The organism is Rhizobium sp. FKY42 (assembly GCF_005222835.1).
Taxonomy (GTDB): Bacteria; Pseudomonadota; Alphaproteobacteria; order Rhizobiales; family Rhizobiaceae; genus Neorhizobium.
Genome location: NZ_STGA01000028.1, coordinates 102,545 through 114,984, shown reverse-complemented (window position 1 = coordinate 114,984; position 12,440 = coordinate 102,545). Strand labels below are relative to the sequence as shown.

Annotated in this window: 14 protein-coding genes; 10 read left to right on the top strand and 4 right to left on the bottom strand. The window is 57.8% G+C overall.

What is annotated here, in order from left to right; genetic code table 11:
* Positions 1 to 63 precede the first annotated feature (63 nt).
* Positions 64 to 1,188: a carbohydrate kinase gene (locus E8M78_RS10040; RefSeq protein WP_137134929.1), complete on the top strand. Its 1,125-nt coding sequence runs from the start codon at positions 64 to 66 to the stop codon at positions 1,186 to 1,188.
* Positions 1,189 to 1,191: 3 nt separating this feature from the next.
* Entirely contained in the window at positions 1,192 to 2,115 is a 924-nt protein-coding gene (locus E8M78_RS10035; RefSeq protein WP_137134928.1) for a pseudouridine-5'-phosphate glycosidase, read from the top strand.
* Between the two features lie 46 nt (positions 2,116 to 2,161).
* On the opposite strand, the gene E8M78_RS10030 is transcribed toward E8M78_RS10035, so the two are convergent.
* Positions 2,162 to 3,103 (bottom strand): nucleoside hydrolase, encoded by a 942-nt coding sequence (locus E8M78_RS10030; protein ID WP_137134927.1) that lies wholly within the window; start codon positions 3,101 to 3,103, stop codon positions 2,162 to 2,164.
* Positions 3,104 to 3,256: 153 nt separating this feature from the next.
* Here E8M78_RS10030 and E8M78_RS10025 point away from each other — a divergent pair, with 153 nt between their 5' ends.
* Positions 3,257 to 4,039: an SDR family NAD(P)-dependent oxidoreductase gene (locus tag E8M78_RS10025; RefSeq protein WP_137134926.1), complete on the top strand. Its 783-nt coding sequence runs from the start codon at positions 3,257 to 3,259 to the stop codon at positions 4,037 to 4,039.
* Positions 4,040 to 4,078: 39 nt separating this feature from the next.
* On the opposite strand, the gene E8M78_RS10020 is transcribed toward E8M78_RS10025, so the two are convergent.
* From E8M78_RS10020 to E8M78_RS10010, 3 genes are read right to left on the bottom strand one after another with little or no spacing between them, the layout of a single operon-like run.
* Positions 4,079 to 5,299 carry a cyclopropane-fatty-acyl-phospholipid synthase family protein gene (locus E8M78_RS10020; protein ID WP_137134925.1) on the bottom strand — a complete coding sequence of 407 codons (1,221 nt, stop codon included), beginning with the start codon at positions 5,297 to 5,299 and terminating at the stop codon, positions 4,079 to 4,081.
* 15 nt (positions 5,300 to 5,314) lie between these two features.
* Positions 5,315 to 6,112: a DUF1365 domain-containing protein gene (locus E8M78_RS10015; RefSeq protein WP_137134924.1), complete on the bottom strand. Its 798-nt coding sequence runs from the start codon at positions 6,110 to 6,112 to the stop codon at positions 5,315 to 5,317.
* Positions 6,109 to 7,452 (bottom strand): FAD-dependent oxidoreductase, encoded by a 1,344-nt coding sequence (locus E8M78_RS10010; protein WP_137134923.1) that lies wholly within the window; start codon positions 7,450 to 7,452, stop codon positions 6,109 to 6,111. Before E8M78_RS10010 ends, E8M78_RS10015 begins: the two co-directional genes overlap by 4 nt.
* A 212-nt stretch (positions 7,453 to 7,664) precedes the next feature.
* On the opposite strand from E8M78_RS10010, the gene E8M78_RS10005 reads away from it, so the two are divergent.
* The 7 genes from E8M78_RS10005 (at position 7,665) to E8M78_RS09975 (ending at position 12,428) form a co-directional block, all read left to right on the top strand.
* Complete coding sequence (locus tag E8M78_RS10005) at positions 7,665 to 8,246, top strand: sigma-70 family RNA polymerase sigma factor (protein WP_246658287.1); 582 nt, start codon at positions 7,665 to 7,667, stop codon at positions 8,244 to 8,246.
* A complete protein-coding gene (locus E8M78_RS10000; protein ID WP_137134922.1) occupies positions 8,243 to 8,899 on the top strand; it encodes a ChrR family anti-sigma-E factor in 657 nt (218 codons plus the stop codon). Before E8M78_RS10005 ends, E8M78_RS10000 begins: the two co-directional genes overlap by 4 nt.
* Positions 8,900 to 8,957: 58 nt before the next feature.
* Positions 8,958 to 9,362 carry a DUF2177 family protein gene (locus E8M78_RS09995; protein WP_137134921.1) on the top strand — a complete coding sequence of 135 codons (405 nt, stop codon included), beginning with the start codon at positions 8,958 to 8,960 and terminating at the stop codon, positions 9,360 to 9,362.
* A 91-nt stretch (positions 9,363 to 9,453) separates the two neighbouring features.
* Positions 9,454 to 10,116 carry a nutrient deprivation-induced protein gene (locus tag E8M78_RS09990; protein ID WP_137134920.1) on the top strand — a complete coding sequence of 221 codons (663 nt, stop codon included), beginning with the start codon at positions 9,454 to 9,456 and terminating at the stop codon, positions 10,114 to 10,116.
* On the top strand, positions 10,109 to 10,525 hold the full coding sequence (locus E8M78_RS09985; RefSeq protein WP_137134919.1) for a phage holin family protein: 417 nt from the start codon (positions 10,109 to 10,111) through the stop codon (positions 10,523 to 10,525). The genes E8M78_RS09990 and E8M78_RS09985 overlap by 8 nt, the downstream gene beginning before the upstream one ends.
* Positions 10,525 to 11,526: a DUF3618 domain-containing protein gene (locus tag E8M78_RS09980; protein ID WP_137134918.1), complete on the top strand. Its 1,002-nt coding sequence runs from the start codon at positions 10,525 to 10,527 to the stop codon at positions 11,524 to 11,526. The genes E8M78_RS09985 and E8M78_RS09980 overlap by 1 nt, the downstream gene beginning before the upstream one ends.
* Positions 11,527 to 11,612: 86 nt before the next feature.
* Positions 11,613 to 12,428 (top strand): DUF1206 domain-containing protein, encoded by an 816-nt coding sequence (locus tag E8M78_RS09975; protein ID WP_137134917.1) that lies wholly within the window; start codon positions 11,613 to 11,615, stop codon positions 12,426 to 12,428.
* The last annotated feature ends 12 nt before the right edge of the window (positions 12,429 to 12,440 follow it).

The window sequence follows — 12,440 nt, the reverse complement described above, 5'->3', positions numbered from 1 at the left end:
GAACACATGTTTACAAAAACAACATGTGTTTATAAAAAGATGTCGTATCATTAGGAGCCTCAGATGCGCCCGGATCTCCCCCCGCAGGAAGCTGCTGTCTTGAAGCTCATTCAGGACAACCCTTTTATCGGTCAGCAGGAGATTGCTGATGCGCTGGGACTGGCGCGTTCCACGGTTGCCGCCCATATCGTCCAGTTGGTTCAGAAGGGCTATATTCTCGGTCGTGGCTATGTGTTGCCGGAGGCTTCACGCATTGTGTGTCTGGGTGGCGCAGTGTTTGACCGTAAATATCGTGCCCGCCAACCGCTGGTTCCCGAAACCTCGAACCCGGTCGATGGAATGCGAAGTTACGGCGGCGTCGCACGCAATGTCGCCGAAAATCTTGGCCTGCTCGGTGCTGCGACCAGCTTCATATCCATTCTCGGCGACGATGAAACAGGCAACGCATTGCTGGCGCATCTGCGGCAGATCGGTGTCGACGTATCTCAGGTTCTAACAAGCAGGGAACGCCCGACTGCCGAATATGCCGCAATTCTTGATCAGAATGGCGATCTATCTATCGGTTTGGCCGACATGGGTATCTTCGATCTTTTCGAAGCATCCCATCTGGAACGGGTCTGGCCGCATCTGGCGTCTGCGAGTTTGGTGTTCTGTGATTGCAACCTGCCAGCCGAAACCCTGAGACTATTGATCGAGCGCCGCAAGGATGCCCGCTTCCGTCTGGCTTTCGATGCCGTTTCGACCCATAAGGTGATGCGCCTGCCGGACGATCTCAGCGGCATCGACTATCTCTTCATGAACCTTGATGAAGCCAATGCGCTGATGGCTCGCCGTTCGCTTGGTCCTTTCCGGGACGCCGAAGCTGCTGCCCTTGCCATTGTGAATGCCGGCGTTGCCCACGCGATCGTGACACGTGGAGCATCCGGTGCAGTCGTTGCCGAGGGCGGGCAGATTCGAGCTGTCCCTGCCGTCAAGGCAGAACCTGTAGAGATGACGGGCGCGGGTGATGCGATGATTGCCGGAGCGCTTCAGGCCTTGCTGACTGGAAAACCTGCTTTCGAAGCCGTACGCATCGGCACACTGCTTGGTGCCTTGACCACGGAAAGTGCCGCCAGCGTCCACCCCGAACTCTCCCCCCGCTTCCTGGAAGCGAATATGCACCGGCTGCAGCCGGTTGAAAGGATTTGAGACATGACCCTTCACAAACCGAAACTTAGCAGCGAAGTGGCCCAAGCTCTGGCCGCTGGTGGCCCGGTCGTTGCGCTGGAATCGACCATCATCACCCATGGCATGCCCTATCCGGCCAATCTGGAAACGGCGCTCGCCGTAGAGGATGTCGTGCGCGAGAACGGTGCGGTTCCGGCAACGATTGCTGTGATCGATGGTGAACTTCGCGCTGGTCTCGAACACCCAGAACTCGAAGCACTGGCGCAGGCCAAGGGTGTGGTAAAGGCTTCCGGTCGCGACCTGGCGGTTGCCATGGTGCGCAAGCAATCGGCAGGCACAACGGTTTCCGCCACCATGCTGCTGGCCGATCTCGCAGGCATCGATATCTTCGCAACCGGCGGCGTGGGCGGCGTGCATCGCGGTGCTGAACAGAGCTTCGACATTTCCGCCGACCTGACGGAACTGGGCCGGACGAAAACGGCTGTCGTCTGCGCCGGCGTCAAATCTATTCTCGATATTGCCAAGACACTGGAATATCTGGAAACCCAGCGCGTGCCGGTCATTGCCTATGGCACGGATGAGTTTCCGGCCTTCTTTACCCGCACCAGCGGCTTCAAGGCCGATCACCGACTTGATACGGCGGATGAGATTGCCAGCGCCATGCACCTGCACCACAAGCTGGGAACGGGCACAGGCTTGATGATCGCTAACCCCATTCCGGAAGAATTCGCCCTGACGTCCGATTTCATCGACGGCACGATTGCAGACGCGGTGCGTGAAGCCGATGAGCGTGGCATTGGTCGTAAGGAACTGACGCCCTTCCTGCTCGCCCGCATCAACGAGCTTTCAAAGGGCGAAAGCCTCAAGGCAAACATCGCGCTTGTGAAGAACAACGCCGCACTCGCTGCCCGCATGGCGGTTGCCTATGCGGCGTTGAAGAAGGGCTGATCGGCAACAGGGGCGGCTCAAGCTTCGACATGAGCCGCCTCAATGATTACGCTGGCAGACGTGCCAGACGCTCTGTCAGAAGCGCGTAGAAGCCATCGGCATCCACATCGCGCATGAAGGTCGCATTCTTCGGGCGATTGGTGACGCCCCACCAGTCGGCAACTGTCATGCCCTTGGTGAGTGCGCTATCCGCTTCGATTTCCACATTGCAGAGACGGCCCGAATAAAGCTCTGGCTTGATGAGATAGGCGATGACGTTTGGATCGTGCAGCGGTCCGCCATCGGTGCCGTATTTCTGTTCGTCAAAACGCTCGAAGAATTCCAGCCAGCCGACAACGGCCTCGGAAAGCGGCGTGCCAAGCGCCTTGATGGCGGCCACACGCTTGGCCGTCGTCAGCACCTGGTGCGTGACATCCAACGGCATCATGACGATGGGTGCACCGCAGCCGAACACGATCTTGGCGGCAGCCGGATCGACGAAAATGTTGAATTCGGCGGCGGGCGTCACGTTGCCGCCCTCAAACAGGCCGCCGCCCATCAAAACGATCTTCTGGATGCGTTCAGCAAGCTTCGGCTCGCGCTTCAACGCGGTTCCGAGGTTGGTCAGCGGACCGAGTGTGCAGATGACGACACTGCCTGGCTCACTGTTCATGACGGTCTCGATGATAAAATCGACGCCGTGCTGCGCCTGAAGCGGCATGGTCGGTTCCGGCAGATCGGCACCATCCATGCCGGTGGCGCCGTGCACATATTCCGCCGTGAACAGCGTGCCCTCCATGGGGCCATCGCAGCCTGCAAACACCTTCACGTCGGAGCGTCCGGCCAGTTCGCAAACCTTCCGGATATTTTTCGACGTCAGCGCTACCGGCACATTACCAGCTGCCGCCGTGATGCCCAGCACCTCGATTTCCGGACTTCCCAGCGCCAGAAGAATGGCGAGCGCATCGTCCTGGCCCGGATCTGTATCGATGATGATCTTTTGCGGCATGATAGGTCTCTTCTTGGTCTTGTAAGGCAAGCGCCTTGATAAGCATCAAGCGATGGATGTTGCATGTTGCGCCACGCTCGACAAGCCTGTGCAACGACGGCCTGAGAACCAAATTCGTCGCTCTGCGTATTAGAATGCAAATGGAGGCTTTCGATGACAGACATCACCCAATCGTCCCCGCCAGTGCAGACGGGTAAGCTTGCCTGGATCACGGGCGCCAGCTCGGGTATAGGACGTGCAGTGGCAACCAAACTGGCGTGTGAAGGCTACCGCGTTGCCGTGAGCGCCCGCAGCGCCGACAAGCTTATGGAGTTGCAGGCTGAGATGCCAGATCGCATTTTTGCCTTTCCGCTGGACGTGACGGACCGCGCCGCCGCAAGTTCTGTCGCAAGCGCTATCCGGGCAAGCCTCGGGCCGATCGATCTGGCCATCTTTTCTGCCGGCAGCTACAAACGCGACAGCGTCCGCCGTTTCGACAGCGCTGCCTTCGCCGATACGCTGAACCTCAATGTCATTGGAACCGCGCATACGCTGGAAGCCGTAATACCGGACATGGTTGCACGCCGAAGCGGTGAAATCTGCGTCGTAGCCTCCGTTGCAGGTTATGTCGGTTTGCCGGGCGGAGGGTTTTACGGAGCCACAAAAGCAGCCTTGAACAATCTGTGCGAAGCGCTCTATCCGGAACTGGAACGGGAAGGCGTCCGTATGCGTGTCATCAATCCCGGATTCGTTGATACGCCTCTGACAGCCAAGAACGACTTTCCAATGCCGTTTCTCATCAGTGTCGATGAGGCCGCAGAGAGCATCGTCGATGGTCTGAAGACAAACAAGTTCGAGATCATATTCCCATGGAAGATGGCGCTTGCCATCAAGTTCCTGCACGCGCTGCCGCATAGGCTAAGGTTTGCGCTGACCCGTAAAATGCTGCGGAAATAGTAAGGTTGTCTCCCGGGACATTGAACCCGGGAGAGGCCGTCAAACTGATTTAGCCAAGCGGAACTGCGCGACGTCGATCCGGCCTGTGCGAAAACCGGCAGCGCAGTAGTGCAAGTAATAGTGCCACATGCGGAAGAATCGCTCGTCAAATCCCAACGGCGCGATCTTAGCCCAGGTGGCCTGGAAAGCCCGGTCCCAGACCAGAAGTGTGCGCTCGTAATCCCGGCCAAACCGGAAACAGTCCTGAACCTTCAGCCTGGCCTTTTCGGCAATCTCCCCGAAATTGGTCACCGTTGGCAGCATGCCGCCTGGGAAGATGTAGGTCTGGATGAAATCCGCGTGCCGCCGATAGAGCTCGAAGCGGCGCTCATCAATGGTAATAACCTGGATCATGGCTTCCCCGCCGGAGACCAGCAGATCACGCACCTGCTCGAAATAAATCGGCCAATGTTCTTCGCCGACAGCCTCGAACATCTCGATCGAGACGATCTTGGTAAACTGGCCGCGCACATCGCGGTAATCCTCGAGACGGATCTCTCCGCGTTCAGCAAGTCCGGCATCTGCCAGCCGCTGGCGCGCATAGGCGGCCTGTTCCTTGGAAAGGGTAAGGCCAGTCACACGGCATCCCGTTTCACGGATTGCCTGTTCCATGAAACCGCCCCAGCCGCAGCCGATTTCCAGGACATGGTCGTCTGGACCAATGCCGAGATCGCGGATAATGCGACCGTATTTTTCCCGCTGTGCTTCTTCCAGCGGCATGTCGGCACGTGTGTAGATCGCTGACGAATACGTCATGGAGCGATCCAGCCAGAGCCGGTAGAAATCATTGCCGAGATCATAGTGGAAGGCGATGTTGCGGCGGCTTCCAGACTTGGAATTACGGCGAAGGCGGTGACGCAGATGTGCCAGACGGCCAAACAGCGCCATTGGCTTGACGAGTTTTTCCCAATCCTTCTCGTTCGCCATGGCAAGATCGAGAACCTTGCCTAGATCCGGTGTCGACCAGTCTCCATCCATGTAAGCGCGGGCAAACCCAAGGCTACCGCCGGTCATCACCTGCCGCAAGACACTCGCGCGATGGAAGCGTATGGTTGCCGAAGGACCCTGCGCACTATTGCCAAAATGGTATTCGCGCCCTGTCGGAAACACCACCGTCAGGCGACCATGGCGTGTTCGCGCCAGCATGCGGCACAGCATCTTCTCCCAGAAGGGTCTGCGCTCTGTGACGAGAACGGGATCTCCATGTCCGGCATGCGTCATGATGCACTCCTCCACTCAAACAATGGTCTGTTCCACCGAGCTTGCAACCCGCTCCGCTGCGGGTTTGTGCCTGTAGATCGGCACACCCTTCAGCCAGAGACGAAGCGCCTCCCAGTGGATCCCCGCCATGACCTTCATGGTCATCAGCGGATAACGCATGAAAACGCGGGCAAGACCCGCATCGGATAGTTCAGAACGTGCGCCGGCAAAACTTGCATAGAGCAGATCGCCTTCGGCATCGCGTTCATTGATAGCCACCTTCACCTTGTCGCCCGTTATGTTGGCTCCGGGTGGGAGGATATCGAAGTCGTAGGCGCAGTCCATCGGAACAAACGGAGAGACGTACATGGCCTTCTCGCAGGAATGGCGAACAGGGCCGCCCCGATGAGAAGCCGCCGGTATCACGTAAGTATGCCGCTCATGGAAGGTATTGCAGACCTCATAGAGCAGCGCCAGAAGATTGCCCTGTTTGTCTTCGCAGAAATAGACCGTCAACGGATTGAAAACATATCCGAAGATGCGCGGATAACATAGAACCCGAATGCGCGCCGGAAAGGTGTCGATCCCTGCTGCATGCAAATGATTTTCGGCCCAGGCTCTCAGCCCGTTCCTCTCGCCGTTTCCGTGATCCTGATCGTAGAAACTGAACAATGCGCGTCGGTTATGGCCGAAAAGCTTCAACGAGCGATCAAGCACGGGAAGTTCATCTAGATCCAGCAATAGCGAGAAGACGCGATAGCGCAGACGATGCGTTTTGGGCCGGTGCCGGGCATGGAACACAGTGCCCGCATAGATGGCGGAGGATAGTATCATTCTGCCGCTGCCAGAAGGGGGGTGGAAAAGATCCGGCCCGATTCATCGGCGACCTGCCAGGGGCGGCGGGAGCCTGTTGCGGCCTCTGCTGCGGCAAGCCCCGCCTGTAGGCCATCCTCGTGGAAACCACTGCCGAAATGGGCGCCACAGAAGAATGTGTTCCGGCGACTCTGGAGATCCCAAATTCGCTTCTGAGCCGCCATCGCGCTGAGGTCGAACAGCGGATGGGTGTAGTTGTAGGTTGCCACGATCTTGTCCTCGCGGATTTCCCTACAAGCGTTCAGGGTTACGAAGAGATCCTGACGGCGGTCGAGATTCTGTAGCAGGTTCATCCAGTAGGTCACACAGAGCGGAGCCCCGTCGGCTGCCTGCCGACCGGCAATATAGTTCCAGCTAGACCAGACCGATTTCCGCTTCGGCATCAGATTTTCATCGCTATGAAGGACCGCAACATTGTCTGTGTATCGGAAGGATCCGAGAATTTCACGCTCAAGGTTGTCTGCATCACCCAGCATAGACAAAGCATCGTTTGCATGGGTCGCGATGATGACGTCGTCGAAGCGGTCGGCGTGACCGGACCTGTCGGTCACGATCACGCCGTTTGCCATCCGTTCGATGCGGGCTACCGGCGTCGAGAGGCGGATCTCGCCGGCAAAGTCCGCAATGAGGCGGCTGACATATTCGCGGCTACCACCGAGAACGGTGCGCCAGCGAGGACGGCCCTTGAGGAGGATCAGACCGTGATGAACGAAAAAGCGTACAAAGGCGTGAAGCGGGTAGGCGCGCATGTCGATCGTGGTCATTGACCAGATGGCGGCTCCCATCGGAAGGAGATGGTCCTCAATGAAGGCCTTTGAGTAGTTTTCGCGGTCGAGATATTCGCCGAGTGTCAGCCCCTCTAGCTCCGGACGCTTCAGAAGTCCTTCTGCCTCGCGATAAAAGCGCAACACATCCGCCAGCATCCGCCAGAAGCGTGGGCGCGCGATGTTCAGCCGTTGACCCAGAAGCCCCTTCAGACCGGTGCCGGAATATTCAAACCTTCCATCGTCGATGGAGGCCGCAAAGCTCATGTCAGAATCAATGGTTGGAACGTTCAGATGCTGGAACAGAGCCACCAGATTAGGATAATTCTTGTCGTTATAGACGATGAATCCCGTATCGACCGGGATATCGCCATAGGCAGTGGGAACGATTGCCGTATTGGAATGTCCGCCCGGACGATGATCAGCTTCGTAAAGCACAACACGGTTGGATCGCGAGGCAAGCCACGCTGCAGAAAGGCCGCTGATGCCAGACCCGATTACTGCAATGCGACGATTTCCTGCCGTGTATGAAACCATTTTGATTTTCCATTGTTTACCTACGCTTGTCCTCTACGGCGGGTATCAAGAAACGGATTGCTTATAAATTTCTTTTCCTCCCGATGATCCGCGGTTGGAGGTCTGGCGTAACATCGGACATGAGCTTAACTGTTTCCATCTCGGCAAGGACGTGCCACAACGAACAGCAAGCGGCCAAGCGGCCGCGTGCTCGGGTTCAACTTGGCCAAAGGATGAAACGGACTGATTTGACGACGCCGGAACATGAACTTTCCCCGGCAGACTTGTCTAAATTGCTGACCCGCATCGGGCAGCAGCGCGACGTGGATGCCTTTGAAACACTGTTCCGCCATTACGGGCCGCGTGTGCGCTCCTTCATGGCGATGAAGACCAGGGACACGCAGCTCGCGGAAGAGCTGATGCAGGAAACCATGATGGCCGTCTGGAACAAGGCGGTGCAGTTTGACCCGGCGCGAGGCAATGTCTCCGCCTGGATCTTTACTATAGCTAGGAACCAGCGGATTGACGCGTTTCGTCGCAAACGCCCCATGTTCGATGAAAACGATCCAGCATTTGTGAAGGACGATGTTCTGCCTGCGGATCTGGAGCTCGAAGAGCGCCAGGACGCGGAGCTTCTTCGCAAGGCCATGGAGACTCTGCCGCCAGAGCAGCTCGATGTTATAAAGCGTGCTTTCTTTGATGAGGCATCGCATTCGACCATTGCGCAAGACATGGGTATTCCTCTTGGAACAGTGAAGTCTCGTATTCGGTTGGCCTTTGAGAAATTGCGTTCGACCCTGGAGGCCGTGCGATGAACGTTCAACATCAAGTCAGCGACGAGCTTCTGCTCGATTACGCATCTGGAAACCTGTCTGAAGGCTGGAGCCTGGCAGTTGCCACGCATCTGGCGCTTTGTCCGCAGGCCCGCCGCCGTCTTCAGGCTATGGAGGGTGCTGCCGGTGCCCTGTTCGACAAGATCTCCGTAAGCGAAAAAGTGACGGACACCGATTGGGATAAAATGAAGGCGAAGCTTTCCGGTTCTCGGAGCGCCGGTCAGGTTATTTCCAGGCCATCCCAATCGGAAGGCGTTATCCCGGAGCCACTGCGCTCCTACCTGGGCGGCGATGTCTCCACTTTGAAGTGGAGGGCGCTTGGACGCGGTGCCTATCAGATCCGTATTGATACCGGGGATCCGGAGACGCAGGTGCGCCTGCTTCGGATCCCGGCTGGAAAGCCGGTGCCTGAGCACACGCATGACGGTCGTGAACTGACACTCGTTCTGGCTGGCAGCTTTTACGACGGTCAGGATCTGTTTGCCCGCGGCGATCTGGAAGAGGCGGATGGCTCGCTTCTTCACACGCCGACCGCGGCGGAAGGCGAGGACTGTATCTGTCTTGCAGTGACGGAACGCCCGCTGAAATTCTCCAGCTGGGTCGTGAGAATGATCCAGCCAATCCTCAAGATCTGAGGTTCTGTCAGCCGGTCCCCTGACCGGCTGATTTTTTTGGTAATGAAAGGAAGAGCTGATGTATGTCTATGTGGTGGCCTACCTTGCGACAGCGGCAGTCTTCTTTGGTCTTGATTTCGTTTGGCTCGGAAAGGTTGCGACAGGTTTCTATCGAAGCCAGCTGGGCGACATGATGCGTGAGCGCCCCGATTTTCTTGCGGCCGGTGCCTTCTATCTGATCTACGTGGCCGGTCTCGTCTATTTCGCCGTGCAGCCCTATCTGTCCGGCGGCAGCTGGACGCAGGCGCTTTTGTCCGGCGCTATTCTTGGTCTCATCGCTTACGGGACCTATGACATCACCAATCTTTCTACATTGAAAAACTGGCCGCTTGCCATGAGCCTTGTGGACATGGCCTGGGGAACGGTGCTCTCCGGTGTCGCAGCCGCTGCAGGCCTTGCGATCACGCAAAAAATTATTGGCTGAGCTGCCTTAACAAGCTCCGCTCTTCTCTGGAACAAAGCGCATTCACTCCTGTTGGGTCCTGCAGAGCCAGGATCGTCAACAGGAGAGAGAGATGACAGACAGGGACACCACCTTGACAGGGGATGGTCGCGCCAGTGCGACCTATGGCAGCATGAGGCCGGAACCCGGGCAGACGCCGACCTCTTCCAAACCGCCAATGGTTGAATTGAGCCAGAAGGCCAAGGATGACGTTGCCGAGGTGCGGGATATCGCCAGGGACAAAATCGCGCAGGCGACCACGAAAGCTGAGGAACTGGCCGATAGCCAGAAGGGATACGCCGCCGAGCGCGTGGCCGGACTGGCACACGTGATGGAAAAGGTTGGTGCCGAGCTTGAACAGGGCGAGAACCGCGACGTGGGTAGAATGGCGCGCCAAATGGGTGAAAAAGTCCATCGGTTTGCGGACGATATCAAGGGCCGCAGCATGGGCGATATTGCAGGCATGGCCGAAGACTTCGGTCGACGCCAGCCACTTGCGTTTCTCGGGCTTGCTGCAATGGCAGGTCTTGCGGCAAGCCGCTTCGTAACAGCATCGGCCAGCCGTCAGGCAGGCTCGCCTCAGACGACATCGACTGGCGATCTTCACGCTCGACACTCTGTTGCGGAATCCGCGATGCGCCAGGCTCCCGCCACCAGTGCACCTGTGCCCCCACCGTCCGGCACGTCTGCTGCTGATTCCTCGATCTCTCGCACCACAGGAGCGTCGAATGTCTAATCCTGTTGAAAATCGCCCCTTGTCTGAACTTCTGACTGGCCTCGTCGGCGATGTGTCCGGCCTGTTCCGCAAAGAGATCAATCTTGCAAAAGCAGAGGCCTCCGAAAAAGTTTCAAAGGCCATGACCGGCGTCGAGATGATGGCGGCAGGCCTGGTGTTTGCCATTGGGGCAATCGGCGTCTTGCTGGCGGCGGTGGTGAGCGGGCTTTCGGCGCTTCTGCTTTCAATGGGATTTGCCGAACGCAATGCTGACGCCATCGCAGCCGTTGTGGTGGGTCTTGTCGTGGCAATCATTGGCTGGGGCATGATTTCCCGTGGCCTCGCTGTGTTGAGAGGCAGCTCGATGAACCTCGACCGCACGACCCATTCCCTGCAACGCGATGTTCAGGTGCTGAAGGAGAGAACATAATGGCCTATTCTACGGAACGCACCCCGGAAGAGATCGAGCGCGAAATCGAACAGGATCGCCAGCGCATCAACGCAAAGCTCGACGAGATCCAGAACCGCATGTCTCCCGGCCAGCTCGTCGATGAAGCGATCGCTTACGCCAAGGGCAGTGGCGGCGCGGAGTTCCTCTCGAATCTTACCGGCTCCCTGAAGTCGAACCCGATCCCGGTGGCCCTGATAGGCGTTAGCCTGGCTTGGCTTATGTCTGGGCAAAAACCGTCGATGCAATCGGAATTCACAACGCCCGATGAGCATCCGCTGGTACCAGTGACGGGAACAGTACGCCGCACCGGCCCTGTCGAGCAGATCGGTGAAAGTCGCTATAGCCATTTTACGGATGAGGCTGGGGCAAAATTCAGGGCAATGTCCGATGCTGCGGGAAATCGTGCCGGGCATTTTACGGATGAGGCCGGGAAAACCTATCGCGGCTTTGCGGACAAGACAGGTCGTCAAATCCACGATATCCGGGACGAGACCGGGCGCTTGTTCGACGATGCCTCTGGCTGGGTCGCTACATCCTGGCAGGATCTCAAGCATTCGGCTGCCCGTGTCGGTCACCACGTTTCGGAGGCGGGACGCTCCGCAGGCCGTGCGACGATGGACATGGGCGCCTCTGTCCGGGATTCGGCACAGGCTCTCAATGAAACGATCTTTCGCCAGTTTCGTGATCAGCCGCTTGTGGGTGGCGCTCTTGCCTTTGCTGTCGGCGCGGCCATCGGCGCTGCCCTTCCTCGGACCGAACGCGAGGACGCTCTGATGGGCGAAATGTCCGACGACGTGAAGGGCAGGGTGGCGGCAGAAGCGTCTCACGCAATGGGCAAGGCGGAAGCCGTGGCAACGGAGGTTTCGCATACCGCAGCCGCAATTGTCGCTGACGTTCATGATGCTGCGAAAGACCGCATTGTTGAAGAGGCGCGCCAGTTCCGCACCCCAAGCGATGGGTCGGCGCCACGCCCGCATTGAGCTTGTTATCGCCTTATGCCTTCTTCATGAAACAACAGAGGCCCGTCACGCGTTGACGGGCCTCTTCCTTTGAAAGAACGGAACCCATGGGCACCGAAAAATTTGAATGGATGGCGAGAGCAGGCTACGCCGCACGTGGACTGGTTTATGTTCTCGTAGGAGTGATGGCCATGCTCGGAAGTATCGGCGGCGGAAGCCCGGATTCCGAATCCGCACTGCAAATGGTGCTCTCTCAGCCATTTGGTCGCATCTGGCTCGGATTTATCGGTCTTTGTCTCATTGGTCTTATCGTTTGGCGGCTGGCCCAGTCACTTGCCAATGCGGACAACCATCCGGCTGACCTGAAGGGCTACGTGGTCCGGGCCGGACTGTTGATCAGCGCCATTACGTATAGCGGTCTGGCACTGTTTGCCGTGACCCATGCGATGATGATGAGCACAGGCAAAGCCGGTGGGGGATCTACAAGCTGGACTGCATGGTTGATGCAGCAGCCTTATGGTCGCTATCTGGTGGGGATCGTGGGTCTGTGCATTTTAGGCGCGGGTGCGGCTCACATCGTCAAAGGCATTCGACGCAGCTATCATCACTATCTCGCCTTTGACGCCAATTTGCATCCTACTCTGGACAGTTGCTGTGTCTATGGTCTCGTTGCCAAGGGCATTGTCTTCCTCATCATCGCGGCTTTCTTTCTCTACGCAGCTGTCATGGTCGATCCGGAACAGGCAGGAAGCATGGCTGACGCCTTGACATGGGTTCGTCAGCAGCCCTTTGGCGGCATCCTCTATTTTGCAATCGGTCTTGGTCTGGCGTGCTTTGGTGTATACGGCTTTGTCGAGGCCCGTTACCGTCGCGTTGCACGCCCAAGCCTCGATCAGGCTCGCCGCTCCATTCCCGTTATCTGAGGCAACAGTGGC